The organism is Halosaccharopolyspora lacisalsi (genome assembly GCF_014137975.1).
Classification (GTDB): Bacteria; Actinomycetota; Actinomycetes; order Mycobacteriales; family Pseudonocardiaceae; genus Halosaccharopolyspora; species Halosaccharopolyspora lacisalsi.
This window is the reverse complement of the sequence record NZ_JACGWZ010000001.1, coordinates 606,909-633,835: the sequence shown is the minus strand read 5'-3', so window position 1 is coordinate 633,835 and position 26,927 is coordinate 606,909. Positions and strand designations below refer to the sequence as shown.

General features: G+C 67.8%; 29 protein-coding genes. 10 read left to right on the top strand and 19 right to left on the bottom strand.

Translation table 11 applies throughout. The features are described from left to right. Window positions 1–63: 63 nt before the first annotated feature. Window positions 64–1,323 (bottom strand): CynX/NimT family MFS transporter, encoded by a 1,260-nt coding sequence (locus FHX42_RS03105; protein ID WP_182542631.1) that lies wholly within the window; start codon window positions 1,321–1,323, stop codon window positions 64–66. A gap of 49 nt (window positions 1,324–1,372) precedes the next feature. Between FHX42_RS03105 and FHX42_RS03100 the strand changes: the two genes are divergently transcribed. Continuing rightward, window positions 1,373–2,071: a FadR/GntR family transcriptional regulator gene (locus tag FHX42_RS03100; RefSeq protein ID WP_182542630.1), complete on the top strand. Its 699-nt coding sequence runs from the start codon at window positions 1,373–1,375 to the stop codon at window positions 2,069–2,071. Between the two features lie 10 nt (window positions 2,072–2,081). Here the strand turns inward: FHX42_RS03100 and FHX42_RS03095 are convergent, their stop codons facing one another. Beyond that, on the bottom strand, window positions 2,082–3,587 hold the full coding sequence (locus FHX42_RS03095) for a cobyric acid synthase (protein ID WP_182542629.1): 1,506 nt from the start codon (window positions 3,585–3,587) through the stop codon (window positions 2,082–2,084). A 182-nt stretch (window positions 3,588–3,769) separates the two neighbouring features. On the opposite strand from FHX42_RS03095, the gene FHX42_RS03090 reads away from it, so the two are divergent. The 5 genes from FHX42_RS03090 to FHX42_RS03075 all read left to right on the top strand — a co-directional run bounded on the left by FHX42_RS03090 (window position 3,770) and on the right by FHX42_RS03075 (window position 6,324). Continuing rightward, window positions 3,770–4,225, top strand: coding sequence for a YbaB/EbfC family nucleoid-associated protein (locus FHX42_RS03090; RefSeq protein WP_182542628.1), 456 nt, complete (start codon window positions 3,770–3,772; stop codon window positions 4,223–4,225). Then, a complete protein-coding gene (locus FHX42_RS03085; protein WP_182542627.1) occupies window positions 4,222–4,545 on the top strand; it encodes a type VII secretion target in 324 nt (107 codons plus the stop codon). The genes FHX42_RS03090 and FHX42_RS03085 overlap by 4 nt, the downstream gene beginning before the upstream one ends. Continuing rightward, the gene (locus FHX42_RS26245; RefSeq protein WP_235986883.1) at window positions 4,542–4,898 is read left to right on the top strand and encodes a hypothetical protein; all 357 of its coding nucleotides are present in this window, start codon (window positions 4,542–4,544) and stop codon (window positions 4,896–4,898) included. The genes FHX42_RS03085 and FHX42_RS26245 overlap by 4 nt, the downstream gene beginning before the upstream one ends. A gap of 71 nt (window positions 4,899–4,969) precedes the next feature. Continuing rightward, on the top strand, window positions 4,970–5,635 hold the full coding sequence (locus FHX42_RS26240) for a hypothetical protein (RefSeq protein ID WP_235986882.1): 666 nt from the start codon (window positions 4,970–4,972) through the stop codon (window positions 5,633–5,635). A 2-nt stretch (window positions 5,636–5,637) separates the two neighbouring features. Beyond that, entirely contained in the window at window positions 5,638–6,324 is a 687-nt protein-coding gene (locus FHX42_RS03075) for a DUF6346 domain-containing protein (protein ID WP_328795869.1), read from the top strand. Between the two features lie 33 nt (window positions 6,325–6,357). Here FHX42_RS03075 and FHX42_RS03070 read toward each other — a convergent pair whose 3' ends face one another. The 8 genes from FHX42_RS03070 to dxr form a co-directional block, all read right to left on the bottom strand. Further along, the gene (locus FHX42_RS03070) at window positions 6,358–6,996 is read right to left on the bottom strand and encodes a hypothetical protein (protein WP_182542626.1); all 639 of its coding nucleotides are present in this window, start codon (window positions 6,994–6,996) and stop codon (window positions 6,358–6,360) included. Window positions 6,997–7,052: 56 nt separating this feature from the next. Continuing rightward, complete coding sequence (gene map / locus FHX42_RS03065) at window positions 7,053–7,910, bottom strand: type I methionyl aminopeptidase (RefSeq protein WP_182542625.1); 858 nt, start codon at window positions 7,908–7,910, stop codon at window positions 7,053–7,055. Between the two features lie 102 nt (window positions 7,911–8,012). Further along, entirely contained in the window at window positions 8,013–8,414 is a 402-nt protein-coding gene (locus FHX42_RS03060; protein ID WP_182542624.1) for a type II toxin-antitoxin system VapC family toxin, read from the bottom strand. A gap of 91 nt (window positions 8,415–8,505) precedes the next feature. Beyond that, the gene (locus tag FHX42_RS03055) at window positions 8,506–10,311 is read right to left on the bottom strand and encodes a penicillin-binding transpeptidase domain-containing protein (RefSeq protein WP_182542623.1); all 1,806 of its coding nucleotides are present in this window, start codon (window positions 10,309–10,311) and stop codon (window positions 8,506–8,508) included. Window positions 10,312–10,406: 95 nt separating this feature from the next. Next, window positions 10,407–11,243, bottom strand: coding sequence for a GNAT family N-acetyltransferase (locus tag FHX42_RS03050; RefSeq protein WP_182542622.1), 837 nt, complete (start codon window positions 11,241–11,243; stop codon window positions 10,407–10,409). A gap of 232 nt (window positions 11,244–11,475) precedes the next feature. Further along, window positions 11,476–12,627, bottom strand: a complete 1,152-nt coding sequence (gene ispG, locus FHX42_RS03045) for a flavodoxin-dependent (E)-4-hydroxy-3-methylbut-2-enyl-diphosphate synthase (protein ID WP_182542621.1) — start codon at window positions 12,625–12,627, stop codon at window positions 11,476–11,478. A gap of 189 nt (window positions 12,628–12,816) precedes the next feature. After that, complete coding sequence (locus tag FHX42_RS03040; protein WP_328795868.1) at window positions 12,817–14,106, bottom strand: M50 family metallopeptidase; 1,290 nt, start codon at window positions 14,104–14,106, stop codon at window positions 12,817–12,819. Then, a complete protein-coding gene (dxr, locus tag FHX42_RS03035; protein ID WP_182542620.1) occupies window positions 14,103–15,377 on the bottom strand; it encodes a 1-deoxy-D-xylulose-5-phosphate reductoisomerase in 1,275 nt (424 codons plus the stop codon). The genes FHX42_RS03040 and dxr overlap by 4 nt, the downstream gene beginning before the upstream one ends. 171 nt (window positions 15,378–15,548) lie before the next feature. On the opposite strand from dxr, the gene FHX42_RS03030 reads away from it, so the two are divergent. Then, window positions 15,549–15,851, top strand: a complete 303-nt coding sequence (locus tag FHX42_RS03030; protein ID WP_182542619.1) for a DUF2631 domain-containing protein — start codon at window positions 15,549–15,551, stop codon at window positions 15,849–15,851. 206 nt (window positions 15,852–16,057) lie between these two features. On the opposite strand, the gene rlmN is transcribed toward FHX42_RS03030, so the two are convergent. Further along, entirely contained in the window at window positions 16,058–17,173 is a 1,116-nt protein-coding gene (gene rlmN / locus FHX42_RS03025; protein WP_182542618.1) for a 23S rRNA (adenine(2503)-C(2))-methyltransferase RlmN, read from the bottom strand. Window positions 17,174–17,354: 181 nt separating this feature from the next. On the opposite strand from rlmN, the gene FHX42_RS03020 reads away from it, so the two are divergent. Next, window positions 17,355–18,227: a ZIP family metal transporter gene (locus FHX42_RS03020; RefSeq protein ID WP_182542617.1), complete on the top strand. Its 873-nt coding sequence runs from the start codon at window positions 17,355–17,357 to the stop codon at window positions 18,225–18,227. Window positions 18,228–18,368: 141 nt separating this feature from the next. Next, window positions 18,369–19,046, top strand: a complete 678-nt coding sequence (locus FHX42_RS03015) for a metal-dependent transcriptional regulator (RefSeq protein WP_407926203.1) — start codon at window positions 18,369–18,371, stop codon at window positions 19,044–19,046. Here the strand turns inward: FHX42_RS03015 and FHX42_RS03010 are convergent. The 6 genes from FHX42_RS03010 to rpsB all read right to left on the bottom strand — a co-directional run bounded on the left by FHX42_RS03010 (window position 19,030) and on the right by rpsB (window position 23,860). Continuing rightward, on the bottom strand, window positions 19,030–19,479 hold the full coding sequence (locus tag FHX42_RS03010; RefSeq protein WP_182542615.1) for a hypothetical protein: 450 nt from the start codon (window positions 19,477–19,479) through the stop codon (window positions 19,030–19,032). The genes FHX42_RS03015 and FHX42_RS03010 overlap by 17 nt on opposite strands. Before the next feature lie 210 nt (window positions 19,480–19,689). Next, complete coding sequence (locus FHX42_RS03005) at window positions 19,690–20,535, bottom strand: phosphatidate cytidylyltransferase (protein WP_182542614.1); 846 nt, start codon at window positions 20,533–20,535, stop codon at window positions 19,690–19,692. Window positions 20,536–20,577: 42 nt separating this feature from the next. Continuing rightward, on the bottom strand, window positions 20,578–21,135 hold the full coding sequence (gene frr, locus FHX42_RS03000; RefSeq protein WP_182542613.1) for a ribosome recycling factor: 558 nt from the start codon (window positions 21,133–21,135) through the stop codon (window positions 20,578–20,580). A 100-nt stretch (window positions 21,136–21,235) separates the two neighbouring features. Beyond that, on the bottom strand, window positions 21,236–21,982 hold the full coding sequence (gene pyrH, locus FHX42_RS02995; protein WP_182543468.1) for a UMP kinase: 747 nt from the start codon (window positions 21,980–21,982) through the stop codon (window positions 21,236–21,238). A gap of 105 nt (window positions 21,983–22,087) precedes the next feature. Beyond that, window positions 22,088–22,903: a translation elongation factor Ts gene (gene tsf / locus FHX42_RS02990; RefSeq protein ID WP_182542612.1), complete on the bottom strand. Its 816-nt coding sequence runs from the start codon at window positions 22,901–22,903 to the stop codon at window positions 22,088–22,090. A gap of 96 nt (window positions 22,904–22,999) precedes the next feature. Then, a complete protein-coding gene (gene rpsB / locus FHX42_RS02985; RefSeq protein WP_182542611.1) occupies window positions 23,000–23,860 on the bottom strand; it encodes a 30S ribosomal protein S2 in 861 nt (286 codons plus the stop codon). A 502-nt stretch (window positions 23,861–24,362) separates the two neighbouring features. Between rpsB and FHX42_RS02980 the strand changes: the two genes are divergently transcribed. Beyond that, window positions 24,363–24,938 carry a murein hydrolase activator EnvC family protein gene (locus FHX42_RS02980; protein WP_182542610.1) on the top strand — a complete coding sequence of 192 codons (576 nt, stop codon included), beginning with the start codon at window positions 24,363–24,365 and terminating at the stop codon, window positions 24,936–24,938. Between the two features lie 21 nt (window positions 24,939–24,959). On the opposite strand, the gene FHX42_RS02975 is transcribed toward FHX42_RS02980, so the two are convergent. Together FHX42_RS02975 and FHX42_RS02970 are read right to left on the bottom strand one after the other, a co-directional pair. Further along, window positions 24,960–25,931, bottom strand: coding sequence for a FliA/WhiG family RNA polymerase sigma factor (locus FHX42_RS02975; protein WP_182542609.1), 972 nt, complete (start codon window positions 25,929–25,931; stop codon window positions 24,960–24,962). After that, window positions 25,906–26,886, bottom strand: a complete 981-nt coding sequence (locus tag FHX42_RS02970) for a tyrosine recombinase XerC (protein ID WP_182542608.1) — start codon at window positions 26,884–26,886, stop codon at window positions 25,906–25,908. Before FHX42_RS02970 ends, FHX42_RS02975 begins: the two co-directional genes overlap by 26 nt. Window positions 26,887–26,927 lie beyond the last annotated feature (41 nt).

The window sequence follows — 26,927 nt, the reverse complement described above, 5'->3', positions numbered from 1 at the left end:
GGGCGCCCCCGGCGCAAGCTTCGAAACCCGGTTTCGCGCGAAACCGGCCGCTCGCCACCCGGGTCAGACCGTGCGGGGACGCCCCGCGAAGATCCCGACGAGGGCCTGGAGCACCAGCACCCCGAGCAGCACGGTCAGCGACGTGTTCCATCCGCCGGTCAGGGTGTGCAGCACACCGAACAGGAACGGTCCCGCCGAGGCGATGAGATAACCGATGCTCTGGGCCATCGCCGAGAGCCGGCCGGTCTCGGCCGCGTTGTTGGTGCGCAGCGAGATGAACGTCAGGGCCAGCGGGAAGGCGCTCATACCGACGCCGATCAGCAGCGCCCACACCAGCGGCGCGGCCATCGGCGCCAGCAGCAGCCCGAGGAAACCGGAGATCGCGGTCACCGCCAGTCCGGCCGCCCACCAGGACTGGCTCCGCGTCTTGGTCACCAGCGGCGGCAGGGCCATGCTGGTCGGCACGCCGATCAGCAACAGCAAGCCGAGCAGCGCTCCCGCCGTGCCACCGTCCATTCCGGCGCCCTTGAACACCTCGGGCAGCCACCCCATGACGACGTAGGCGGTCAGCGACTGCATGGCGAAGTAGACGGTGACCGCCCAGGCCAGCGGACTGCTCTTCAGGGAGCGGGTCGTGGTGGAAGTGGTCGCCGGGCTCGGGCCGCTCGCGGCCCGGTGGCGTGTGGCCGGTACCCAGACCAGAAAAGCCGCCAGCGCCAGGACGGACCAGGTGGCCAGTGCGAGCTTCCAGCTCCCCTCGTTCGTCCGCAGCCAGGGAGTCACGGCCGAACCGAGCGAACCACCCGCCGCCATCGCGGTGGTGTACACGCCGGTGGCCACGCCCACCCGGTTCGGGAAGGACTCCTTGACCACGACCGGGATGAGGATGTTGCACATGGCGATGGCGCCGCAGACCAGCACCGTTCCGGCCATCACCGTCCACGGCCCACCCAGCACGCGCAGCAGCAGCGAGGTCGTCAGCACGGCCAGCGCCGTGCCCACGACCTTGTTCATCCCCCAACGCCGCGCCAACAGCGGCGCCCCGATCCCGGCCACGCCGAAGCACAGCGTGGGCACCGAGGTCACGACACTGGCCCACGTCGCGCTCGCTCCGAGAGAGGTCTGTGCTTCCCCCAGCACGGAAGCGAGGCTGGTCACGGCGGGGCGCATGTTCGCCGCCGCCAGCGCCACCCCGGTCAGCAGCAGGCCGCCGCCGGCGACGGACCGCCGGCTCGGTCCTGCCTCGGCAGTCGGTGCGGCGAAGTCGGAACCCTGATCGGTCATGGTGTCGGGGACGGATTGGGGGCGTGACTCGGGAACCATCAGGCACTAGTATGGCAAACGTAGGATGTTTGGATGAAAGGATCTCCCGGTGCCCTTGGTCACAACCACACGGACGGGCCTGGTCGATCAGGTCATCGCGCAGATGCGCGAGCTGGTCACCTCCGGTGAATGGCCGCTCGGCCAACGCATTCCCCCGGAGGCCGAGCTGGTCAACGCGCTGGGCGTCGGGCGCAACACCGTGCGCGAGGCCGTCCGGGCGCTCGCGCACGCGGGGCTGCTCGAAGTCCGACAGGGAGACGGCACGTTCGTCCGCGCCACCAGTGAGCTGTCCGGAGCCGTGCGGCGGCTCTGCGACTCGGAACTGCGCCAGGTCCTGGAGGTACGTCGCGCGCTGGAAGTGGAAAGCGCACGGCTGGCCGCCACGGCTCGCACCGAGACCGACGTGGACGAGTTGAGGGAGATCCTCGACGCGCGGGAAGCCGCGATCCACGAACGGGATCGGGAACGGATGATCGAGCACGACAGCCTGTTCCACCTGCGGCTGGTCGGCGCCTCCCACAATCCCGCGCTCGTGGAGCTCTACCAGGGCATCAGCGAGGCCGTGCGCTCCAGCATCGCCTCCACAGTGGATTCGGACACCCCTCCGGAGCAGGCCGTGTCACACACCGACCTGCTCAACGCCGTCCGCGACGGCGACCCGGCCACGGCGGCGGCCGAGGCCGGCGGATTCCTGGAGGAACTGCTCACCCAGATCGGCCGGAACGACGAGGCCGATCCCGTTCACTGAGCTTTCACGATCAGACTGAGGACAGGCCGGCGGGGGCGCCGCCGTCGAGCAGGCGGAGCAGGGCGTCGGTGTCGAGGTGGCGTTCGACGAGATCGCCGAGCAGGTCGAGCTGACTCTCGCGCAGCGCCGCGAACGAGGTCTCCGAAGCCGGAGCGAAGCCGCTGCGCCCCGCCCGGTTCGCCGCCCAGCGCAGGAACTCCCGGCGGAATCCGTCGTTCTCGAACAGCCCGTGCCAGTGCGTGCCCGCCACGGACCCCGCAACCCCGCCTTCCTCCTCGCCGGTGTCGAGCTGCACCAGGGGGCGCAGTCCTCCCCCACGACGCACCACCGCGCCGTGGTGGATCTCGTAGCCGGTCACGGACTCCCCCAGCGCCGTCCCGGTCGGCCTGCCCAGCGTCTTCGCGGACGCGAAGCCGATCTCGAGGTCCAGCAGGCCGAGCCCGTCGACGGTGCCACCGGACTCCACGCCATCGGTGATCCGGTGCCCCAGCATCTGGAAACCACCGCAGACTCCGGCCACCGGCAGTCCAGCCGCGGCGTGCTCGCGGACGGCATCGGCCAGGCCGGTCTCGCGCAGCCAGTCCAGATCGGACACCGTGGCCTTCGAACCGGGCAGCACCACGAGGTCGGCATCGGCCAGCCGGGAGGGTTCGGTGACGAAGCGCACCGACACACCCGGTTCGGCGGCCAGCGCCTCGACGTCGGTGGCGTTGGAGATCCGGGGCAGGCGCGGCACGGCGACCCGCAACCACTGCCGCCCCACCGGCGGTGCCGGCCGCCCGATCACACCATCGGCCACGTACGACAGCGAGTCCTCGGCGTCCAGCCACAGCTCCTCCGCCCACGGCAGCACACCGTGAACGGGGCGACCGGTGAGCGCGCTGATCCGGGTCAACCCGTCCTCCAGCAACGCGGGGTCACCGCGGAACTTGTTGACCACGAAACCGCTGACCAACGCCTGGTCGGCCGGATCGAGCAGCGCGAGCGTGCCGTAGAGCTGGGCGAACACCCCACCGCGGTCGATGTCACCGGCGACCAGCACCGGAAGGTCGGCGGCGCGGGCCAGCCCCATGTTCGCGATGTCCTGGGCACGCAGGTTGATCTCGGCCGGTGACCCCGCTCCCTCGCAGACCACGTAGTCGTACTCCGCGCGCAACCCGTCGAGCGTGGAGGTCACCGTCTCCAGCAGGGGGGCCTTGCGGTCCCGATAGGACATCGCGGTCACCTCACCGGCCACCTGACCCAGCACCACCACCTGCGACCGGCGGTCGCTGCCGGGCTTGAGCAGCACCGGGTTGAACCGCACGCTCGGCTCGACACCGGCGGCGGCGGCCTGGACCGCCTGAGCTCGCCCGATCTCACCTCCGCCCGGTGTGACCACGGAGTTGTTCGACATGTTCTGGGCCTTGAACGGCGCGACCTCGGATCCGCGGCGCGCGAGCCAGCGGCAGATCCCGGCCACCAGCACGCTCTTGCCCGCATCCGAAGTCGTCCCGGCCACCAGCAGTGCGTTCACGACCGCTTTCCTACCCCATGCGCGGTGACCTCCCGGCACGACGGGCGAGCGTCGGTGGTTCACGACACAGCGGGCCCCTGGATCGACTCGTCGCAGTGGCGCCACCGGACTCGGGGTAACCATTACCCTTCTCCGACGAGATCATCCCCTGTGACGAACCTCCACACGACGAACGGAGCCCCGTGAATCCCGACGACTGGTTGAGTCAGTACGACGCCAAACTCCAGCAGGTCCGCGAGAAGACCGACCAGGCCAAGGAGCAGCTCTCCCAGCTCGGCGGCACCGCGACCTCCTCCGACGAGCAGGTCACCGTCAAGGTCAACAGCAGCGGTGCCCTCGAGGGCATCAGTTTCGGGAGGGGTTTCCCGCACCCCCACCCCGAACGACTGGCCTCCTCGATCATGGAGTGCGCCCAGCGGGCCCAGCGCGACGCCGCCGGACAGATGATGCAGGTCATGCAGGACTTCGTCGGCGAGGGCGAGGCACTGGACTTCGTCCGCGGCAATCTGCCCCACGGCTACGCCGGAGACGGCGCCGACGAGGACGAGACGACCTCCTCCGAATCCCGGCACCGGCGCGAATCCGCCGACGAGGACGACGACTTCGACCAGCCCGGCCGGGGAGGTTTCCCGCGATGACAGCGCCCAGCGGCGGAGACGGCTTCCGCGCCGACGTCCCCTCCATCCGCAGGCACGCCGGTGAGGTCCAGGGGTACGGCGACCGCATCGGCACCGCCCACGGTGCCGCCAGCACCGCCATGTCCAGCAACGCCTTCGGCGTCTTCGGGCAGTTCCTGGCCAGCGCGACGATCACGCAGGCCGAGGTCGTCAAGGACGTGATCGAGGCCGGTGAGAAGTCGATGCACCAGCTGGGCACCGCCCTCGACGACGCGGCGACCACCTACGAGAAGACCGACGACGAGAACGACCAGCTCCTCGAGAGGCTCCGGAACCCATGACGACGGAACAAGACCTGGTGGTCGACACCAACGAAGTTCAGAAGCAGAACGAGGAGAAAAACGTCGACAACTTCGCCAGCGGTGGTGGCGGAGCCGAGAACGCGGTCTCGAGCTACAAAGCGATCGTCAACGGCGACTGGGACACCGCCGGGCTCAGCGCCATGAGCCTCGGCATCGACGCGGTCGGGGTGGCTGCGGACCCGCTGGGAACACTGGCCAGTTGGGGGGTCGGCTGGCTGATCGAACACGTCTGGTTCCTCCGCGATGCGTTCGACGCACTGATGGGCGATCCGGACGAGATCGCCGGTATGGCCAGCACCTGGGAAAGGTCGGCAAGGAGGTCGAGGACGTAGCCGAGCAGTACCGCGGTGCGGCAGCGGCCACCACAGACTGGGAGGGCAAGGCCGGTGACGCCTACCGGAAGATGGCCTCCGAACTCACCAAGCACATCGAGGCCCTTGCCGCCGCGGGCAAGGGCATGAAGGGCGCCGTCGAAGGTGCCGGGACCGTGGTGGGGGCGGTGCGTGGCATCGTCCGCGACCTCATCGCGACGGCCGTCGGCGATATCGCCGCCGCGGCATTGCGGTGGTTGGCGGCTTCCGTGGCCACGGCGGGGATCGCCATCGGTGGAGCCATCGCCGACGCGGTTCGACTCGCGTTGCAATGGGCCGACAAGATCTCCGGATGGATGAAAAAGCTCGGCGAGGTCCTCCACGACCTGTGGAGCAACCTCGACAAGCTCGGCTCCGCGGCGACATCGGTCCGGAAGTCGATCGACGAGTTCTTCAGCCTGCTCAGCAATCCACCCGAAGGCAACTTGACCAACGTCGGTTCGCAAAAGGCACTTACCGATCAAAATGCCGCCGACGCTGCTCGCCACATCGCCCCCAGCACCACGACCGGGAGCATGGCCAAGAGAGGATTCGCGCAAGGCGGCAGCGAATTCAAGCCGTGGATGAAGGGGGATCTCTTCCAACCCCACCTTCAGATGGGACCGGACGGAGGTGCGACCAAGCTGGCCACGGACACCGTCAAGGAGACGGCCAAGCTCGACGACGGCGACGACGACGCGAAGCAGAACAAGGATTAACAGTGAACCTCCAATCGGACGATCTCGCCATCCGACTCGGAAAGATGCTCGCCGGTTTCCTCGTCGTCGTCGTACTGCTCCTGCTCAACCTGACCATCGTCTTCTCCCTCCAGGCCGGCTACAGCGAAACCAATGCCATCGCCCACGTGCGCTCCTGCGAGAACAAGGGGCCGATCTCCTGGCGCGGATTCGGCAACAACTGGAACTGCACGGCCGTCTTCCAGCAGGACGGGACCGGTGGGACGTGGCGAGCTACCGTGGATTTCAATCTCTTCACACCCGAGGAGATCGGCACACCCCAACGTGTCCTGGTGAGCGACGGCGGTGGCCGCATCGTCAGCTCAGAGAACGTGGAGTACCACCAGTCCACGGGAATCTCTCCCGGTGCTGCCGGCTGGATCTGGACGGCGACCACCTTCGTCTTCATCTTCCCGACGCTGTGGGTGTTCTCCAGATCGGTGGTCTGGTCGTTCTCCCAGGAGGAGCAGCGCAAGTTCTGGGAGAAGATCTACGGCACGCCCGAGGAGCGCGCGGCGAAGAAGGAAAAAGACAGGGAATTCTACCGCCAGATCAGACAGAACCGCGCCGACCGCAAGGAGGCCCGCCGCAACGGACAGCGCAGACAGGGGAAAGACCCAAAAAAGGCTGCCCGAAAACGCATGCGAGAGCTTGAGCGACAGCGCGACTAAGAATGTGGCCACTCCCGAGCAGGAGTGGCCACATCATGCGACCAGGTCGGAGCGGTAGGATCGCACTGCCGCCAAAAAACGTCGCTGAACTCGCAAATCCGGCAGTTTGAACAAGCGACCAAACAGCTGGTCATGCTGCCCGCCCGCGGATTGTTCACGACCCGCCGGAGGGAGTGAACTGTGCTGATCCCCGACCGCACCCTCGAAGAAAAAAATCTCGACGTTCCCGGTTTTGACTTCACGCCCGGATTTGGATTCGCCCTCGACTTTGGCCTCTCCACCCCCGCCGTCCGGAGAATTGTTCGAAACATGAGCACGTATGAACCGAATTCCGCTCCAGCGGATCACCGCAAAATAGGTTCCCGCGTCCCACCAGATTCCGGTGTCATCAACGTAGACGCTCACGGTCTCGAAAAGCACCCGCACGCTCATCACCAGCACGATCAAGCCGGTCGGGACCATGATTACCCCGAAGATGATGAAGAACCCCCACGCCATACCGGTCGCGGACTGTCCGTGTCGAATACTCGGATCGAGGATGTACCAGAGGAAGAGACCGGGAAACGCCAGCAGGAGGAGCGCTCCCACGAGCATTCCCCACCCCCGGCGGTAGCGGACGACACTGGCGCCGACGGCGGGGGCTTCGATCTCGGGCGGCGACTCCTCGGACACGGTCCCTCACTCCAGCGGGTCGGGCAGGCCGGGCGGCAGCCTACCCGACGCGCGCCTCAGAGCTGGGTGAGGATCTCGTTGCCGTCCTCGGTGATCAGGATGGTGTGCTCGAACTGGGCGGTCCAGCTCTTGTCCAGCGTGGTGACCGTCCAGTCGTCGTCCCACATGTCGTACTCGTGAGTGCCCAGCGTGATCATCGGCTCGATCGTGAACGTCATCCCCGGCTCGATGACCGTCTGCACCGACGGCTCGTCGTAGTGCAGGATGACCAGCCCGCTGTGGAAGGAACGACCGATCCCGTGACCGGTGAAGTCGCGAACGACGCCGTAGCCGAAGCGCTTGGCGTAGGACTCGATGACCCGGCCGATCACGTTGAGCTGACGCCCGGGCTTGGCCGCCCGGATCCCCCGCATGGTGGCCTCGTGGGTGCGCTCCACCAGCAGCCGCGCCTCCTCGGAGACCTCACCGGCCTGGAAAGTGGCGTTGGTGTCCCCGTGCACCCCGTTGATGTAGCCGGTGACGTCGACGTTGACGATGTCGCCGTCCTGGATGACCGTCGAGTCCGGGATGCCGTGACAGATGACCTCGTTCAACGAGGTGCAGCACGACTTCGGGAAACCCCGGTACCCCAGCGTCGAGGGGTACACGCCGTTGTCGACGAAGAACTCGTGCACCACGGCGTCGATGTGGTCGGTGGTGGCGCCCGGTCGCACGGCCTTGCCCGCCTCGGCCAGGGCCTGCGCGGCGAGCTTGCCCGCCACCCGCATCGCCTCGATGACCTCGGGCGGCTGGACGTCGGGGTCGGTGTTGCGCCGCGGCGCCTCTCGACCGACGTACTCGGGACGTTCGATCGAGGACGGGACCTCGCGGCGGGGGGTCTGCTCACCTGGCTTCAACGGGGATCGTACCGGCATACCCTCACTCTAAAACCTCGTGACACGCGAACTTGACCGGCTGGCCACCGCGATGCAGCTGTCATGACGAATCACACACGGCACGAGCCCTCGACACACCTGCTACGCGAGGGTGGCCCCGGGTGAGACCGTGGTCAGGCCGCCCTCGCGCGCCGCTTCCAGCACCACCGGATCGTAGGAGACGAACGCGTGCAGGGCACCGTGCATCATCGACGCGGTGGCCAGGTGGATCGCCTCCACCGACCCCACCGGGCAGCGCATCCGGCTCGCGATGTCGAGCATCTCCTGCTGGACCGGCAACTGGTCGATCTTGGAAAGCACGATCGAGGCCAGGTCCTCGACGGCGGGCCCTCTCCCCTTGAAGGAGCGCATCACGTCGACCTTCGACACCGCGCTGGTCGTCCTCGACCGTCGCGAGTTGCCGCGAACCCACTCGCTCAGCGCCTTGCTCTCCGGCTCCGCGGTGATCAGTTTGATCAGCGCGGAGGAATCGAAGTAGATCAACACCGCTCCTCGTGACGGGGTACTCACCGGAATGGGCCGTCACCGACGGCGGGGGGCGAGTCGCGCGCCACAAAGTAGCACAGCGAAAGCACTACGTGTTCTCCAGGAAACTCCGTGCGACCGCCACCGCCCTCTCCGAACTGCCCGCATCCGTCACCAGCACCGCGAAGGCCATGTCACCCCGGTACCCGACGAACCAGCCGTGCGAACGAGTGCCGTCGCCGAACTGGGCGGTCCCGGTCTTTCCCGCGACCTCGCCCATCCCCTTGAGCTCGGTGGCGGTCCCACCGGTGACGACCTCCCGCATCATGGTGCGGAGCTGGTCCAGGGAACTGCGCGACGGCGCGGACGGGGAGGCTCCGGTTTCCGTCTTCTCGCCCCGAATCAGCTTCGGCGTGACCATCTCGCCCCGCATCACGGAACTCGTGACCAGGGCCATGCCGAACGGACTGGCCAGCACGGTGCCCTGCCCGAAACCGTTCGCCGCGCGCTGGATCCTGTCGTCGGTGGTCGGCACCTCCCCGGTGATCGTGGTGATGCCCGGGGTCACGAAATCCGCACCGAGACCGAGCTGCTTGGCGGCCTTGCTCAGCGCTCCCGAGGGCAGGTCCGCCGCGATGTGGGCGAAAGTCGTGTTGCAGGACTGCGCGAACGCGGTGCGCAGCGGTACCGTACCGAGATCGAACTCGTGCGAGTTCGGGATCAGCCGGTTGCCGATGACCGTCGTGCCGGGACACTCCACCGGCGTGTCGAGGTTCATCCGTCCCGTCTCCAGCGCGGCGAGCGCGGTGACGATCTTGAAAGTCGACCCGGGCGGGTACTGTCCGGTCAACGACACGGCACCGGCGCGGTCGGCGGCGGCGTTCTGGGCCACGGTGAGCAGATCCCCGCTGGAGGGCTGCATCGCCACGATCATCGCGCTCTTGCCGATCGGGTCGACGGCCTTCTCCGCGGCCCTCTGCACCCGGTCGTCGAGGGTGGTTTTCACGGCCTCGGCCGGTTTCGGCGGCACCTTGTGCAGGGTCCGCACCTCGGCTCCGGCGACGTTGCGGGTGACCACGCTCCAACCCGCCGTGCCGTGGACCCGCTCGTCGAGGTGCTCGGCCACGCCGGGCAGTACCTGCGAGCCGTAGTTCTGTTCGGAGGAGACCAGCTGGGTGGTGGTCGGAAAGCGCACGCCGGGCAGTTCGTAGATGCGCGACTTCACCTTCCCGTAGTCGGCTCGGCGCAGCGTCACCACCGTGTAGGCCTGGTCGGGTGGCGTGGCCTTGGCGCCGTCGACGATGCCCTTCGAAGTGACCGAGGGAGCCACCTCCTCGAGCCCCGAAGCCAGTTTCTCCGCCACTCCGGGCAGGTCACCACCAACCTGGCCGGGCACGACGGTCACCCGCACGAGCTCCTCCGGCCCCATCATCCGCACGCCGTTGCGGCCCAGGATCGGGGCCGGCTTCGGATGCTGCTCACGGAAATCCAGCGTCTGTTGCGCGGCGAGCTTCGGGTGGATCACCGAAGGTCGCCAGTGCACCTTCCAGCCCCGTTTTCCCTCGTTGAGCTCCATCGAACCGCTGTACTTCCACACCCGGCCCTGACCGAAGCGCCACGAGACGTCGAAACGGGCCTTGGTGGACTGCTGGTCGGAACCCTCGTCCACCCCGGTCACCGACGCGCTGACCGACTTCGGCGACAACTCCTCGCGGGTCGTGTCGAGCAACCGCCGTGCGGTCTCCGGGGCGTCGGTCCGATCGGCGGCGGCCGCGTTGTTCCCGGAGGCGAAGGAGGCCAGGAATGCCGCGGCGACGTCCTTCGCCGAAGGTCCACTGTCGACCAATCCACAACCGGCCACGGGAAGCAGGAGCAGCAGGCCGGACAGCACACTCACGAAACGTGGTACAGGCACATCCGGCAGTATGCCTAACAAGTTCGGATCGGGTCACACCACGACGGCCCACGGCAACATGATCGAAACACGAGTTCGGCGTTGGACGGAGGGAGTCAGAACAGCACGGTGCCGAAGGTTCCCGCCTGCTGGAAGCCCACGCGGCCGTAAGCCCTCCGCGCCGCGACGTTGAAATCGTTGACGTACAAACTGGCCACACGTCCCATACCGCGGACCAACCTGTCGGCGATGGTGGCCGTACCGGCGGTGCCCAGACCGGTGCCCCGGTAGCGGGGGTGCACCCAGACCCCCTGGATCTGCCCCGCCGATCGGGACAGGGCACCGATCTCGGCCTTGAACACCACCCGGTCCCCCTCGAAGCGGGCGAAGGCACGACCCCCGGCGATCAGTTCGGCGATCCGGGCCCGGTAGCTGTCCGCTCCGCCACCGTCGCGCGGGTCGACGCCCACTTCCTCGGTGAACATGGCCACCGCCGCGGGCAGGTAGCGGTCCAGTTCGTCGGAACGAACCGGACGCACCAGCGGATCGGCACGCACCCGGGGCGGACCGGACATCACCATCAGCGGCTGCTGGGGACGTACCTCCCGGGCCGGGCCCCAGTCCGGGGCGAGCTCGCGCCACAACGCCAGCACCTGCTCCGAGGGGCCGACGAGGGAGGAGCAGATACGTCCGCGGCGCAACGCCCGGTCCGCGAAGGCACGCATAGCGCCGCGACCGCCGCGCAGCGGGATCAGGTTGCCACCGGAGAAGCACAGGCCGTCGAGCTTGGGCCCGAACCCCCACAGCTCACCCCCGAGACGGGACGGCTGGAGTCCGACAGCTTCGACCCGGGCCGCGACCATGCAGGCCACGGCCGGGTCCGCGTCCAGCAGGGCACGAACGCCGGAGAGGTCTCGATCCTCCAGCCTCCGTGCACCGGCAAGCTTGAGCACCCGCCCAGGGTGCCAGATCCGGACGCCGCCGTGCTGGTGATACACGGCACGTTCTCGGCGGTGGCGTCCCTCGTACGTGCGGGCGGCGGTCACGCACGTTCAGGGGCTGCGCTGTCGAACCGCGCGAGGCGTGGTCGGTGCGAGACCGGTGGCTTCTGCGACGGCTGGCCCGAGCACGCGAAAGCCCCACCCGGCGGATCCGGATGGGGCCTCGTGACGAGCGTGGTTGGGGTTAGCTGACGGAGACGGTGGGTTCGCCGCTGGTGGTGGTGCCGTCCATGTCCTCGGCGAGGCGCCCGGCCTCCTCGATGAGGGTCTCCACGATCTGGTGCTCGGGCACGGTCTTGATGACCTCGCCGCGCACGAAGATCTGGCCCTTGCCGTTGCCGGAGGCCACCCCCAGATCGGCCTCACGGGCCTCCCCGGGCCCGTTGACCACACACCCCATCACCGCCACCCGCAGCGGCACCTCCATGCCCTCCAACCCGGCGGTGACCTCGTCGGCCAACTTGTACACATCCACCTGCGCCCGCCCACACGACGGACACGACACGATCTCCAACTTGCGCGGACGCAGATTCATCGACTGCAGAATCTGGGTACCGACCTTGATCTCCTCGACCGGCGGCGCCGACAACGACACCCGAATCGTGTCCCCGATGCCCTGCCGCAACAACGCCCCGAACGCCGTGGCCGACTTGATCGTGCCCTGAAACGCCGGACCCGCCTCGGTCACCCCCAGATGCAACGGATAATCACACCGCTCGGCCAACAACTCGTAGGCACGCACCATCACCACCGGATCATTGTGCTTGACCGAGATCTTGACGTCGTGGAAGTCGTGCTCGGCGAACAACCCCGCCTCCCACAACGCCGACTCCGCCAACGCCTCCGGCGTGGCCCTGCCGTGCTTGTCCATCAACCGCTTGTCCAACGACCCCGCATTGACCCCGATCCGGATCGGCGTGCCGTGATCCTTGGCCGCCTGCGAGATCTCCCGCACCTGATCGTCGAACTTGCGGATGTTGCCCGGATTGACCCGCACCCCCGCACAACCCGCCTCGATCGCGGCGAACACGTACTTCGGCTGGAAATGAATATCGGCGATAACCGGAATCTGCGACTTCTGCGCGATCACCGGCAACGCCTCCGCGTCCTCACTCGTCGGACACGCCACCCGCACGATGTCACACCCCGCCGCGGTCAACTCCGCGATCTGCTGCAACGTCCCATTGATGTCACGGGTGTTGGTCGTCGTCATCGTCTGCACCGAGATGGGATGATCACTACCCACTCCGACCGGCCCCACCTGCAACTGCCGGGTCTTACGACGCTCAGCGAGCACGGGGTCGGCTGCTCCGGGCATGCCCAGATCGACGGTCATGGATTCCTCTCCACCTCTGCGCTGCGACTGCGTGCACGAAACGTGCATGGCGACACGATCGGGTGCCGCGCGGCAGCGGTCACCCCCAACAAGGGTACCGCCGAACGAGCGGCGGCTCAGGGCGGGAACCGTGCCACACAGGTCACCCGATGCGGCATCGCGGTCGTTTCCACCGCGTTCACCGGTGCGTCAATACAGGGTCACGGGATTGACCACGTCGGCGACGAGCACCAGCAACGAGTAAGCGATGAACACGAGACTGACCCCGTAGGCCAGCGGCATCAGCTTGGCCGTGTCGAACGGCCCCGGGTCCGGTCGCCGAACCAACCGGGCGAACTTGCGCCGGATCGACTCCCACAGCGCACCCGCGATGTGCCCGCCGTCCAGCGGCAGGATCGGCAGCATGTTGAGCGCGAACAGCGAGAGGTTCACCGCGGCCAGCAGGTTGAGCATGGTGATCAGGCGCGCGCCGATCGAGGCCTCGTCGTAGGACAGCACCTGACCACCGATGCGGCTGACGCCGACGATGCCCATCGGCGAGTCGTCCTCGCGCTCCTGCCCGGCGATGGCCCCCACCAGGCCCGGGACCCGCTGCGGTAGCTGCACGATCTTCTGCGCGGTCATGCCGACCATCTCGCCGACGCGCCCGACCACGTCGCCGAAGCCCTGCTGGACGAGGTGTCGAGTCGGCGAGAAACCGAGGAAACCGACCTTGACGTACTCGTCCTGTTCGCCGATCTTCGGCTGGGTGCTCTGCATCAGTGTCGGGGTCAGCGTCCGGCGTTGCCCGTCGCGCTCGACGGTCAGCGAGACCGTGCCGGAGGCGTTGCGGATGGAGGTCTGCAGCTGGTTCCAGGAGCGGACCGGCTCGCCGTTGAAGGCCACGATCTCGTCCCCGAGCCTGAGCCCGGCCTCGGCCGCGGGGGACTTCGGGGCGCCGGGCGGGCACTCGCCCTGCTCGACCTGGGCTTTGGCGGACACCACGCATTCACTGACCGACTTCACCGTGGTCGTGGGCTCGGGCAGGCCGTAGCCCATCAGGATGCCGGTGAAGATGCCGAAGGCCAGCAGCAGGTTCATGAACGGGCCCGCGAACATCACGATGATCCGCTTCCACGGGCTGCGCTGGTAGAACTGCCGGTGCGCCTCCTCGGGCCTGACCTCCTCGGCCACCGCCTGCCTGGCGTCCTCGACCATGGAGCGCCAGGGCGACGAGGACGCCGTGCGCCCGTAGGCCTCGTCCTTCTTCGGCGGGAACATGCCGATCATGCGGATGTAACCGCCGAAGGGGATGGCCTTGACGCCGTACTCGGTCTCGCGGCCCTTCCGGGAGAAGATCGTGCGACCGAAGCCGACCATGTACTGGTTGACCTTGATTCCGAACATCTTCGCGGTGCTCAGGTGTCCCAGTTCGTGCCAGGCGATCGACAGCAGCAGCCCCAGGAAGAAGATGACGATGCCCAGGATGACCAGTATCACTCGGTCGTCCCCCTACCCACGAGTTCCCGGGACCGCACGCGTGCCCACTCCTCTGCCTCGAAGACGTCGTCGGTGCCCGCCGGTTCGCGCCGCCACTGATCGGCACTTCGCAGCACCCCTTCCACAGTGTGCACGATCGATGTGAAACCGGTGTCGCCTCGCACGAACGCGGCCACCGCCTCCTCGTTGGCCGCGTTGTAGACGGCGGGCAGGCAACCACCGGCCTTTCCGGCGTGCCGGGCCAGCGACACCGCCGGGAACGCCTCGTCGTCCACCGGCTCGAACGTCCACGTCGCCGCTTCGGCCACCGACAGCGCCGGGGCCGCCCCCGGAACCCGGCGCGGCCAGTCCAACCCGAGCGCGATGGGCAGCCGCATGTCCGGGGGGCTGGCCTGGGCCAACGTCGAGCCGTCGACGAAGGTGACCATGGAGTGCACCATCGACTGCGGGTGCACCACGACGTCGATGCGGTCGTAGTCCACGCCGAACAGCAGGTGGGCCTCGATGAGCTCCAATCCCTTGTTCACCATGGTGGCGGAATTCAGGGTGACGACCGTGCCCATCGACCACGTCGGGTGCGCCAGCGCCTGCTCCAGGGTGACGTGTTCGAGCTGCTCGCGACTCCGTCCCCGGAACGGCCCGCCGGAGGCGGTCAGGATCAGCCGGTCGACCTCGTCGGCACGCCCACCGAGCAGCCCCTGCGCCAGCGCCGAGTGCTCGGAGTCCACCGGCACGATCTGACCGGGTGCGGCCCGCCGCAGCACCAGCGGCCCACCCGCGATCAGTGACTCCTTGTTCGCCAGGGCCAGCCGGGAGCCGACCTCCAGCGCGGCCAGGGTGGGGCGCAACCCCCGCGAACCGTCCATGCCGTTGAGCACCACGTCGGCACGGGTGGCCTCGACGAGCTCGGTGGCGGCTTCCGCGCCACCGATCACCCGCGGAACGGGGACCTCGGCGGGACGGCCGAGACGCCGGGCCGCGGTGTCCAGGGCCGACCGCACGTCCTCGACCGCGGTCTCCCGCGCCACGGCGATCACTTCGGCACCGAACTCCACGGCCTGCGCGGCCAGCGCGGCGGGATCACTACCGCCCGCGGCCAGTCCCAGCACCCGAAAGCGTTTCGGGTTGGCCCGGATCACTTCCAGGGCCTGGGTTCCGATCGAGCCGGTGGAGCCCAGGATGGTCACGGTGCGTGGCTCGTCCGGCCGGGTTCGGGGGTCGCCGAGGGTCGAATCGGCGACCGGACTCGCAGGAGGCGTGGCAGCAGGCATCGCCGCCATTGTCCCCGAAGCACCGCGACGATCCGTGCGCGCTCCCCTCGAACTCGTCACACCCGCACCAAGTCACTGGAGATCCGGGGGAGCCGGTGTGGGATGATTCGGCCACACGAACGCTGGCGAGAAGCGGTTCGGCGGGACCGCCAGAGGGCCGAGGAGGACGACGTGGCGACCACGGATCTGGAGAAGACGTCCGGTCAGGACAAGCCCGGCGAGGCCATCGACCCCGCCGAGGAGCCGTCGGTCGACTGGGGCTGGCACGGGGGATTCCCGAAGGGGCTTCAGATCTCGGGCTGGTTCTGCACCTTCGCGATGGGCATGATGCTGGTCGGCAACCACCAGGGCATCCTCAGCGGCGGTAACGGGTTCAAGGCCGCCGACATCTGGTTGATCGTGATCACCGTGGGGATGGCCGTGGGGTTGCTCTGGGACCTGCGCCGCCGCCGCCTCTCCTGGCGCGACCGCTGAGGCACGCCTTCGACGAGCGGAGAGCGCTCGACGCCTCCCTGAACGAGAAACGGGCCGGCACCCGCGCGGGTGCCGGCCCGACTCGTACGGCAGGGCACCGGAGTCACCACCTCGAAGGTTGATGGTGGTTTCGGTGGTCTCGCGCGAAACCGCCGAAACCCCACGCGACCGGCTCACCCGGCCGCGGTGCTCCGGAAAAGAACTCCTTACTGCTCCTCGGCCGCGAGCTGACCGCAGGCGGCGGCGATCTCCTGACCGCGCGTGTCGCGGACCGTGCAGGGAACCCCCTGGTCACGGACGCGGCGCACGAACTCCCGCTCGACCGGCTTCGGGCTGGCGTCCCACTCGCTGCCCGGCGTCGGGTTGAGCGGGATCAGGTTGACGTGCGCCCACTGGCCGAGATGCTTGTGCAGCAGCTTGCCCAGCATGTCCGCGCGCCACGGGTGGTCGTTGACCTCGCGGATCAGCGCGTACTCCACGGAAACCCTGCGGCCGGTGTGCTCGGCGTAACCGCGCGCGGCGTCCAGCACCTCCTCGACCTTCCAGCGGTTGTTGACCGGAACGAGCGTGTCCCGCAGCTCGTCGTCGGGCGTGTGCAGCGAAACCGCCAGGGTCACGTGGAGGTCCTCGGCCGTCATGCGCCGGATCGCGGGCGCCAGCCCGACGGTGGAAACCGTCACGGAACGCTGGGACAGCCCCAGTCCCTCCGGAGCCGGGTCGCAGATGCGGCGCACGGCGTCGATGACGCGCCGGTAATTGGCCAGGGGCTCGCCCATCCCCATGAACACGACGTTGGACAGCCTGCCCGCCCCGCCGGGAACGTCTCCGTCGCGCATCATCGCCGCGGCGGAGCGAACCTGCTCGACGATCTCGGCCGTGGACAGGTTGCGCTGCAATCCGCCCTGCCCGGTGGCGCAGAACGGACAGGCCATCCCGCAGCCGGCCTGGCTCGACACGCAGATCGTGGCACGGTCCGGATAGCGCATCAGCACGCTTTCCAGCATCGTGTTGTCGTGCAGCCGCCACAGGGTCTTGCGCGTGGTTCCCTCGTCGGTGTCGACGGTGCGGACCGGACTGAGCAGGGTCGGCAGCAGGTCCTGGCCGAGGCGCTCACGGCTGGCGGCGGGCACGTCGGTCATCGACTCCGCGTCGGCGGTGAGGCGACCGAAGTAGTGCTGGGCGAGCTGGCGCGCGCGGAACGGCTTCTCCCCCAGGTCGGTCACGGCAGCACGACGCTGCTCGGCCGACATGTCGGCCAGGTGACGCGGGGGCATACCGCGCCGGGGCGCGTCGAAGACAAGCGGGAGCGAAGTCGAGGTCATAGCCCCTCCATCTTCTCACGTCCCCGGTCGTGACCTGCAAGCAGGGCTAGCACCGACCGTGTGCGCACTCACCGCCGATGACACCTTCACGGCTGCTTTGGGTGCGGCTAAAGTGGGTTTTCGTGATGCCGCAAAAAAGGTTGAGCCGCACGCTCACGCGAGACCGCCGCCGGGCCGGATCATGAGCGGCGCGGAGGGACTGCTCGTCACCCTCGTGGGGACCAACCCCGTGGTGCAGGGACTGTTCGGCGGTCTGGTGATCGCCTTCCTCAACCTGCTGGGCGCGCTGGCGGTGCTGGTGTGGCGCAATCCGTCACCACGGAGCATGAACGTGGCGCTGGGCTTCGCCGCCGGGATCATGGTCGCCGCCAGCTTCACCAGTCTGATCCTGCCCGGCATCGAGGACGGCGGGCTGCTGCCCGTGCTGGTCGGCATCGCGCTCGGAGCGCTCCTGCTGAGCCGAGCCGAATCCTGGGTGCCTTACGTGCACTTTCTCGTCACCGGCCGATCCCGCAGCACGATCGCCGACAGCACCGAAGCTCCCGGAGCCGCTCAGGTTCACGAGAGCACTCGAGCGGCACTCTCCCCGAACGCGGTCTCCCAGCCCCGCCTCACCGGCACGATCGTGTTCATCGTCGCCATCACGCTGCACAACATGCCCGAGGGGCTTTCCGTCGGCGTCGGTTTCGGATCCGGTAACATCGGCAACGCCGTGGCGCTCATGCTGGCCATCGGCATCCAGAACATTCCCGAAGGGCTGGCCGTGGCCATCTCGGCACGCAGAGCCGGGTTGGGCAACTTGTCCTACGCGGCCGTGACCGGCGCTCGCGCCGGACTCGTGGAAATACCGCTGGCTGTGCTCGGGGCCGCCCTCGTCTCGGTCGTCCAACCGCTGCTGCCGTACGCCATGGGGTTCGCCGCGGGCGGGATGCTCTACGTCATCAGCCACGAGATCGTCCCGCAGATGCACGCTCACGAACGGGAGCGGCTCGCCACGCTGGGCCTGGTCGCCGGCCTGATGCTCATGCTCTCGCTCGACGTCGCCCTGGCGTGAGGTCGCCGTATCGGGGCAGCCGACGTGTCCACTGCGCGCAGCGTCTCCGCGGGGGGCGCCGGCCGAGCGATGGGCGAATCCGTACACGTACCGCGGTGCAAATCGCTCCGCACATCCTCTTATGGTGAGATTATGGCAAGTATGGCCGAGCGCCCTTCCGCATCCGTGGAAGACTACGTGCGGGCGATCTACGGACTCAGCGAGCGAGGTGTCGCCGTCACCAACGCGACGCTGACCCAACGGCTGGGTCTGAGCCCCTCCTCGGTCTCCGGAATGATCAACAAGCTCGCCCAGCTCGATCTCGTCACCCACGTCCGCTACCACAGCGTGGAACTGACCACCTCCGGACGACGGCTGGCCTTCGACGTGCTGCGCAGGCACCGCCTGCTCGAACTGTTCCTGGTCGAGGAGCTCGACTACACCTGGGACGAGGTGCATCCCGAGGCGGACTCACTGGAGCACGCGGTCTCCGACGAGCTGATCGAGCACATCGCCGCCAAGCTCGGACATCCCACCCACGACCCCCACGGCGACCCGATCCCCACTTCGGAGGGAGTCGTCGAAAAGCCCGCCACGAAACTGCTCGACCAGCTCGATCCCGGCACCGTCGGCACGATCGCCCGGGTCTGGGACACCGACTCCGAGCTGCTGCGCTACCTCACCGATCACGACCTGACCCTGGGCAACCGCATCGAGGTGGTCGAGCGCAAGCCCTTCGGCGGTCCGCTCGTGGTGCTCGTCGGGGACAAGCCCGGAGCGCAGACCCACTTCCTCGGCTCGGAGATCGCCGCGGCGCTGTCGGTCATGGTGCGGCAGTGACGCTGCGCGAGGCGCGCGGCTCGGGAGTAGCGGCGCGCGACTCGCGAGCGTTCACCTCGTCCTCGTAGACCTCCTCGGCGACCAACTGCCCGTGCAGCTCGTCGGTGCGATGGGCTCCGATGACCGCCATCAGCAGGTCGAAGCGGTTGTCGGTGAGCACGACCGTCACGAAACCGAAACCGGCCATCCCGGCCAGCACCAGCACGCAGACGCACCACACCGATGCGTCCTGCACCAGCAACATGACCGCGACCGCGAGCATCAACGCGGAACCGAACCCCACCGTCCGAGCGAGGTTCACCTGCCTCAGCAGCGATCGGAACACCGGGTGCTGGGAATACAGCTCGCCGACGATCCGGGCTCTCTCACGCGGCTCCATCCGCGCGACTCGGCTCAGACCCGCGGTGACCGGTTTACCCGCGCGTATGATCATCAGCGCTCCTGGTTACCGGGATCGGGTACTGGTCGGTCACGTCCGTGGCGAACACGCCCCACAGTGCGTCACCGAGTTCAGTCGATCACGTCACGCCCCGGAGAGCAAGGCGTCATTCGGATGCGTACCCGCAAAAGCTACTGACAAGTAACACCCGGGGGCGGCGGAGAGCTCGGACGGGGGATCCTCCGAGGCCGCCGTGAAATGCCGCTAAACCGGCACGAACCAGGACAACAGCATCCAGGCCACCACCGCCGAGGGCAGCAGCGAATCCATTCGGTCCATCAGGCCGCCGTGACCCGGCAGCAGAGTGCCCATGTCCTTGATGTCGAGGTCCCGCTTGATCAGCGATTCCATGAGGTCACCGAGCGTGGAACTGCACACCAGGGCCGCCCCGAACAGCGCACCCTGCCACCACTGCCCGCCCAGGAGCAGACTGACGGACAGCGCGCCCGAGACGATGCCGGTCGCCATCGAGCCCGCGAAACCCTCCCAGGACTTCTTCGGGCTCACCCGGGGCGCCATCGGATGCCGCCCGAGCAGCACCCCGGCGGCGTAACCACCGGTGTCCGAGGCGACCACCGCGATCATGAAGCACAACCCGCGGAACCCCCCGTCGGGAGGAGCGATCATCATCCCGGCGAAAGCGGCGAACACGGGAACGTAGGCGCTGGTGAACACCGAGGCGCTCACGTCACGCAGATAGCCGTCCACCCCGTGCCGCAACCGCCAGGCCAGACAGCCGAGGGTGGTCGACGCGAAGGCGACCAGCACCGCGTGCACTCCGAAGGGCCAGGACAACCACACCATCACCTGACCGCCGACCAGCACCGGCGGTAGCGATACCCGGATACCGGCACCGCGCCGCAGTGCTCCGGCCAGTTCGATGGTGGAAATCAGCGTGGCCACCGCGACCATGCCCAGGAAAACCTGTCGCAGCATCAGCAGGGAAACGATGATTCCCGCCCCGAGAACCAGTCCCACGGTCAGTGCCGCCGGCAGATCACGGCCGGCTCTGGAGGGATGCGACGGCCGGCCCGGCACGTCAGCGGACATTCCGGACTCACCTTCGCGTCGACCCGCCGTCACCACGTCGTCTCAGACCTCGAGGAGTTCGGTTTCCTTGTTCTTGACCAACTCGTCGATCTGAGCGACGTAACGGTGGGTGATGTTCTCCAGCTCCTTCTCGCCACGAGCCCCCTCGTCCTCACCGTCCTCGCCGTTCTTGACGACGCGGTCGATCTCCTCCTTCGCCTTGCGCCGCAGGTTGCGCACGGTGATCCGCGCCTCCTCGCCCTTGGACTTGGCGAGCTTGGCCATCTCCCGGCGACGCTCCTCGGTCATCTGCGGGACCGTCACCCGGATGAGGCTGCCGTCGTTGGTGGGGTTGACGCCCAGGTTCGAGTCGCGGATGGCCCTTTCCATCGCGCCCAGCTGGCTGGCGTCGTACGGCTTGATCACCACCATCCTGGCCTCCGCGACGTTGATGCTGGCGAGCTGGTTCAGCGGCGTCGGCGAACCGTAGTAGTCGACGACGATGCCGTTGAACATCGCGGGATTCGCACGACCGGTGCGTACGGTGGCCAGGTCGTCCTTGGCCACCGCCACCGCCTTCTGCATCTTCTCTTCGGCTTCGAGAAGAGTCTCGTCGATCACGGCTACTCCTTAGATGTGCCGACCGAGGGGCTTGGGTGTCGGGTGGGACCGCAAAGGTCGATGCGCACGGTCGCCGACGGTGATCAGGATCCCAGCAAGCTCACACCGAGGGTGTGGCCGGGGTGTTGACCAGGGTTCCAATTTTCGCACCACTGGCCGCCCGCGCGATGTTGCCCTCCTGGAGGAGGTTGAACACCAGGATGCGCATGTGATTGTCCATGCACAGGCTGAAAGCCGTCGCATCGGCGACCTTGAGGCCGCGCTCCAACACCTCCCGGTGGGTGATGGTTTCGAACAACTCCGCCGTCGGGGTCGTCTTCGGATCGGCGGTGTAAACCCCGTCCACGCCCTTGGCCATGAGCACCACTTCGGCTCCGACCTCCAGGGCACGCTGCGCCGCCGCGGTGTCGGTGGAGAAGTAGGGCATACCGGTACCGGCACCGAAAACCACCACTCGGCCCTTCTCCATGTGCCGGATCGCGCGGCGCGGGATGTAGGGCTCGGCGACCTGGCCCATCGCGATCGCGCTCATCACACGAGTGTCGAGATCGTGCTCACGTTCGAGGAAGTCCTGGAGGGCCAGGCAATTCATCATGGTGCCGAGCATGGCCATGTAGTCCCCGCGGGAGCGTTCCATGCCGCGCTGTTGCAGCTCGGCGCCGCGGAAGAAGTTGCCACCGCCTATAACCACGGCCACCTCGACCCCGTCGGCGATGACCTCGGCGATCTGGCTGGCCACGGCCCCGACCACATCGGGATCCACACCGACACTTCCACCACCGAACATCTCACCGCCCAGCTTGAGCAGCACACGACTGTAACCGTCGCTGTCCTCGTCGCTGGTCAGGACGCCCTCGTCGATCACTGGTTCCTCCCGAAAACGCCCCGCCCTCGCCTGAAGCGAAGGCGGGGCGCGGTTCTCGACTCGCCGCCGACGGACGGCCGCAGCCTGTTATGCCTGACCGACCTCGAACCGGGCGAACCGGGTGATCGATACACCGGCCGCGTCCAGCAGGTCCTTGACGGTCTTCTTGTTGTCCTGCACCGACGGCTGGTCCAGCAGCACGCTGTCCTTGTAGAACCCGTTCAGGCGGCCTTCGATGATCTTCGGCATGGCCTGCTCGGGCTTGCCCTCGGAGCGCGCGGTCTCCTCGGCGATGCGGCGCTCGTCGGCGATCACGTCCTCGGGCACGTCCTCACGGCTGAGGTAGCGCGGCTTCAAAGCCGCGATCTGCATCGCGGCGCCACGGGCGGCCTCCTCGTCGGAGCCGGTGTACTCCACCAGCACACCCACCGAAGGAGGCAGGTCGCCGGCGCGGCGGTGCAGGTACGCGGTGGCCTGGCCCTCGAAAACGGCAACCCGCCGCAGCTCGAGCTTCTCGCCGATCTTGGCGGAGAGCTCGTGGATGGCCTCGCCGACCGTCCCGCCGTCGAGCGAGGCGCCCAGCACGGTCTCCAGGTCCGAGGAGTTGACCGCCTTGGCCGCTTCCACGATCCGGTTCGCCAGCTTGACGAACTCCTCGTTCTTGGCCACGAAGTCGGTCTCGCTGTTGAGCTCGATGAGCACACCGTTGTCGGCGGCCACCAGACCCTCGGCGGTAGCGCGCTCGGCCCGCTTACCGACGTCCTTGGCACCCTTGATGCGCAGGTTCTCAACGGCCCTGTCGTAGTCGCCGTCGGTCTCCTCGAGCGCCTTCTTGCAGTCCATCATGCCGGCGCCAGTGAAGTCGCGAAGACGCTTGACGTCGGCCGCACTGTAGTTCGCCATCGTGCGTTGTCCGTTCTTGTCGAAGAATGTACGCGCAAAAGCCAGTCGGACACGCTTCGCGCCCGCCGCATTCCGGGCGGGCGCGAAGCGCTGGAGTCACGACTGAGCGGGCTGCTCAGCTTCCGCGGGCTGCTCGGTCTGGGCGGACTCGCCGGAGCCGGTGGTCTCGCCCTCGGTGGAGCCGGAAAGCAGCTCCTTCTCCCACTCGGCCAGCGGTTCCTCACCGGTCTGGGGCTTCTCCTCGCCCTCGGCGGTCTCGCCGCCCTTACCGCTGCGGACCATCAGACCGTCGGCGACACCGTCGGCCACCACGCGGGTCAGCATGGCCGCCGAACGGATCGCGTCGTCGTTACCCGGGATCGGGTAGTCGACCTCGTCCGGGTCACAGTTGGTGTCCAGGATGGAGACCACCGGGATGCCCAGCTTCCTGGCCTCGCCGACGGCGATGTGCTCCTTCTTGGTGTCCACGATCCAGATGGCGCTCGGGACCTTGGACATGTCGCGGATACCGCCCAGGGTCCGCTCCAGCTTGTCCTTCTCGCGGGTCAGCATCAAGATTTCCTTCTTGGTGCGCCCCTGGAAGCCGCCCGTCTGCTCCATCGTCTCAAGTTCCTTGAGCCGCTGCAGGCGACGGTGCACGGTCTGGAAGTTCGTGAGCATGCCGCCCAACCACCGCTGGTTGACGTAGGGCATGCCCACTCGCAGGGCCTGCTCGGCGATCGCTTCCTGCGCCTGCTTCTTCGTACCGACGAACAGGATCGTGCCGCCGTGGGCGACCGTCTGCTTGACGAAGTCGTAGGCCCCGTCGATGTACGACAGGGTCTTCTGCAGGTCGATGATGTAGATGCCGTTGCGCTCGGTGAAGATGTAGCGCTTCATCTTCGGGTTCCAGCGCCTGGTCTGGTGCCCGAAGTGCACGCCACTGTCGAGCAGCTGCTTCATGGTGACGACGGCCATGGCCTGTTTCGCACCTCTTGTGTCGGGCGCGTCGGGATGACGCGCGGATTCGGTTGCCGCGACGAGCCGGGTGACTCGCCGCCCTGGTGCCGCGCCGGGACTCCCACCCGGAACCCGTCGAGCGATCCCGGGACCACGGAAGTACCGCGTCCCCGCCCTGCCGAGCAGTGCCGTCGGATCCGGACAGTTCCTTCAGGAACCGTGAAACCGGTTCACAACGGTGAAGCAGGAAGGTGCGCGCGCACGCGTAGTCGGATCGTTTTCAGCCACCGCTGACAGACACCACCGGCAGGAAACCCCCACCGGCGGGACCTCGCTGGCAATGCCACTGGCAGAACCCTCGGCAAGCACCGTCGGGTGCTGATACGAACCGCACGTGCAGTATACGTGACCCCAGCTCTTCGGGGCGAAGTGGTGGCGAGTCGTCCACAACCACGACTGCTATCCACCGCCCCTGGAAAAACCCCTGGCACACGGAGCGGGCCTCGGCCAACGTGAACGCATGCGTCCGCTGATCGCCACACTGGTGCTGACCGGGACACTCGGCGCCTCGGTCGTTCCGATGTCCACTCCCGCGCGGGCCCCCGAAACGGGCCCGGCTCCCGTTCGCACTCCCCCCTCCTCCGCCACGAACCGAGGCGGTTTCGACTGGCCGCTACCGGGCGCGCACGAAGTCGTACGGGATTTCGATCCACCGGTCACCGAGTACGGGCCGGGACACCGCGGGGTGGATCTGGCCGCTTCGACGGGCCGGTCCGTACGGGCCGCGGGCCCGGGCGTGATCGTCTACGCCGGGCGGCTGGCCGGACGCGGAGTCGTATCCGTCGAACACGCCGGCGGACTACGCACGACCTACGAACCCGTCGCGGCGAACGTGATGGTCGGACAGACCGTCAGGCGAGGTCAACCGATCGGACGACTCGACTCCGGCCATCCCGAATGCATCGCCCCGGCACCCCGGACCTGCCTGCACTGGGGAGCCCGGCAACACGACGACCACCTGAACCCGCTGCGACTGCTGTCGCACACGACCGCGCGGCTACTGCCCTGGCGGGGCCGTTCCGATCATGATCATTAATCGCGTTACGGGCTCGGTCGCTCAGTTGGCGTTCTCGGTGAGCTTGCCGCGTAAGCGCAGTACGGCGCGGGTGTGTAGCTGGCAGACTCGGGACTCGGTGACACCGAGGACTTTGCCGATCTCGGCGAGGGTGAGGTTCTCGAAGTAGTAGAGCGTGACCACGACCCGGTCGCGTTCGCCGAGTCGTTCGACGGCTTCGGCCAACTGCCTGCGGCTGTCCCGGTTGACCAAGGCGGTGACCGGGTCCTCCGCGCTCTCGTCGGGCAGCGTCTCGGCCAGCGAGGCGGTTCCCGGCTCCACCCCGATGAGATCATCGAGCGCCACCACGCTGGTCATCTGTAACTGGGCGAGCAGCTCGCGCAGCTCCTCGACCGACAGCGCGAGCTCGTCGGCCAGTTCCGTATCGGTGGCCGAGCGCTGCAGTTTGGCCTCGAGTCGCTCTTCCGCGCGTTCCACGTCCCGGGCACGGCTGCGCACCGACCGCGGCACCCAGTCCTGCGCCCGCAGATCGTCCAGGATGGCACCCCGTACGCGCTGCATCGCGTAGGTCTCGAACTTCAGCCCCCGTTCGGGCTCGAACTTCTCGATCGCGTCGACCAGCCCGAAGATCCCCGACTGGATCAGATCCGAAACCTCGACGTGAGCGGGCAGCCCCGTACCGACCCGACCGGCGACGTACTTCACCAGCGGGGCGTAGTGCAACACCAAGCGGTCCCGTCGCCGCTGGTCGCGGTACTGGCCGAAAGCCTGCCACAGGCCGACGATGCCCGCTTCGACATCGCCCCCGTCCCGTTGCTCGGTTTCCGAGTCCGACGAGACGTTCGCGTCGAACACGCGAGCACGCATCGAGGCGGGCTCGCGCTGCGACACGCCGTTGACGTGGTGGCCGTTGGTCGGGGCATCTGTCGCGGTATGGCGCCCCGCCGCGGACGCGGTGTTCGCGGCGTGGGCTTCGCCCCCGGCATCGTCAGGAACGGGGGTGGGTTCGGTCATGGATCGCCTTCAGCCGTTCGACGGTCACGTGCGTGTAGAGCTGCGTCGTTGAGAGCGTAGCGTGACCAAGCAACTCCTGAACGCTACGGAGGTCGGCTCCCCCCTCCAGCAAGTGGGTCGCCGTGGAGTGACGTATGCCATGCGGACCGGTGTCGGCGGCACCCGTAGCCGTGCCCACGGCATCGTGCACCAGCCGGCGCACGGCTCGCGGATTGAGCCGTCCACCTCGGACGCCGAGAAACAGGGCCCGGCCGGAACGTGAGTCCACAAGGGTGGGACGGCCTCCCGTGAGCCACCGCCCGAGCGCCCGATCGGCGGGTGTTCCGAAAGGTACGCTCCGTTCCTTGTCCCCCTTGCCGATGACTCGCACGACACGCCGCTCGTGATCAACGTGGTCGATATCGAGCCCACACAGTTCGGAAACCCGCACGCCAGTGGCATACAGCAGCTCGAGCACCGCATGGTCACGCAACGCCACCGGGTCCCCCTGTTCCGCCCCCGTCTCCGACGCGGCCATTGCCGATTCGGCCTGGTCCCTGCGCAGCACCTGCGGCAATTGCCGTTGCTTGCTCGGTGCGGACAGCCGAGGGCCGGGATCCCTGCGCAACAGCCCCGTACGCGAGGCCCACGCAGTGAACGTGCGTACCGAGGCCGCCCGTCTCGCAAGGGTCGTTCTGCTGGCGCCGCCAGTGTGCTGGGCTGCCAACCACTCACGCAACCCAGCCACGGTGAGTGATTCGATTTCCGTGGGGTTGCCACTCCCCGAACCGTGCCAGTGATCCAACAAGGAGACCACGTCACCGACGTAGGCACGGAGAGTGTGCGCGGACAGACCACGTTCCCAGCGCAGGTGCTGCTCGAATCGATCGACCACCGTGGCCAACGGTTCGGGTAACTCCCGGCGGGCCGCGCGCAGATCCGGCCTCGGTCGCTCGCGGAAAGATTTCGGGACCATGTCCGGTGACGTTGCTCGGAATGAGCTTCCCGGTCAAGCAA

Bases quoted from the DNA above. Each gene is read 5' to 3' on its own strand.
- FHX42_RS03105 (WP_182542631.1), bottom strand. From the start codon at position 1,323: ATGGTTCCCGAGTCACGCCCCCAATCCGTCCCCGACACCATGACCGAT.
- FHX42_RS03085 (WP_182542627.1), top strand. From the start codon at position 4,222: ATGACAGCGCCCAGCGGCGGAGACGGCTTCCGCGCCGACGTCCCCTCC.
- FHX42_RS26245 (WP_235986883.1), top strand. From the start codon at position 4,542: ATGACGACGGAACAAGACCTGGTGGTCGACACCAACGAAGTTCAGAAG.
- FHX42_RS26240 (WP_235986882.1), top strand. From the start codon at position 4,970: ATGGCCTCCGAACTCACCAAGCACATCGAGGCCCTTGCCGCCGCGGGC.
- map (WP_182542625.1), bottom strand. From the start codon at position 7,910: ATGCCGGTACGATCCCCGTTGAAGCCAGGTGAGCAGACCCCCCGCCGC.
- ispG (WP_182542621.1), bottom strand. From the start codon at position 12,627: ATGACCGTCGATCTGGGCATGCCCGGAGCAGCCGACCCCGTGCTCGCT.
- dxr (WP_182542620.1), bottom strand. From the start codon at position 15,377: ATGCCTGCTGCCACGCCTCCTGCGAGTCCGGTCGCCGATTCGACCCTC.
- rlmN (WP_182542618.1), bottom strand. From the start codon at position 17,173: ATGACCTCGACTTCGCTCCCGCTTGTCTTCGACGCGCCCCGGCGCGGT.
- FHX42_RS03020 (WP_182542617.1), top strand. From the start codon at position 17,355: ATGAGCGGCGCGGAGGGACTGCTCGTCACCCTCGTGGGGACCAACCCC.
- FHX42_RS03015 (WP_407926203.1), top strand. From the start codon at position 18,369: ATGGCCGAGCGCCCTTCCGCATCCGTGGAAGACTACGTGCGGGCGATC.
- FHX42_RS03010 (WP_182542615.1), bottom strand. From the start codon at position 19,479: ATGATCATACGCGCGGGTAAACCGGTCACCGCGGGTCTGAGCCGAGTC.
- FHX42_RS03005 (WP_182542614.1), bottom strand. From the start codon at position 20,535: ATGTCCGCTGACGTGCCGGGCCGGCCGTCGCATCCCTCCAGAGCCGGC.
- tsf (WP_182542612.1), bottom strand. From the start codon at position 22,903: ATGGCGAACTACAGTGCGGCCGACGTCAAGCGTCTTCGCGACTTCACT.
- rpsB (WP_182542611.1), bottom strand. From the start codon at position 23,860: ATGGCCGTCGTCACCATGAAGCAGCTGCTCGACAGTGGCGTGCACTTC.
- FHX42_RS02980 (WP_182542610.1), top strand. From the start codon at position 24,363: ATGCGTCCGCTGATCGCCACACTGGTGCTGACCGGGACACTCGGCGCC.
- FHX42_RS02975 (WP_182542609.1), bottom strand. From the start codon at position 25,931: ATGACCGAACCCACCCCCGTTCCTGACGATGCCGGGGGCGAAGCCCAC.
- FHX42_RS02970 (WP_182542608.1), bottom strand. From the start codon at position 26,886: ATGGTCCCGAAATCTTTCCGCGAGCGACCGAGGCCGGATCTGCGCGCG.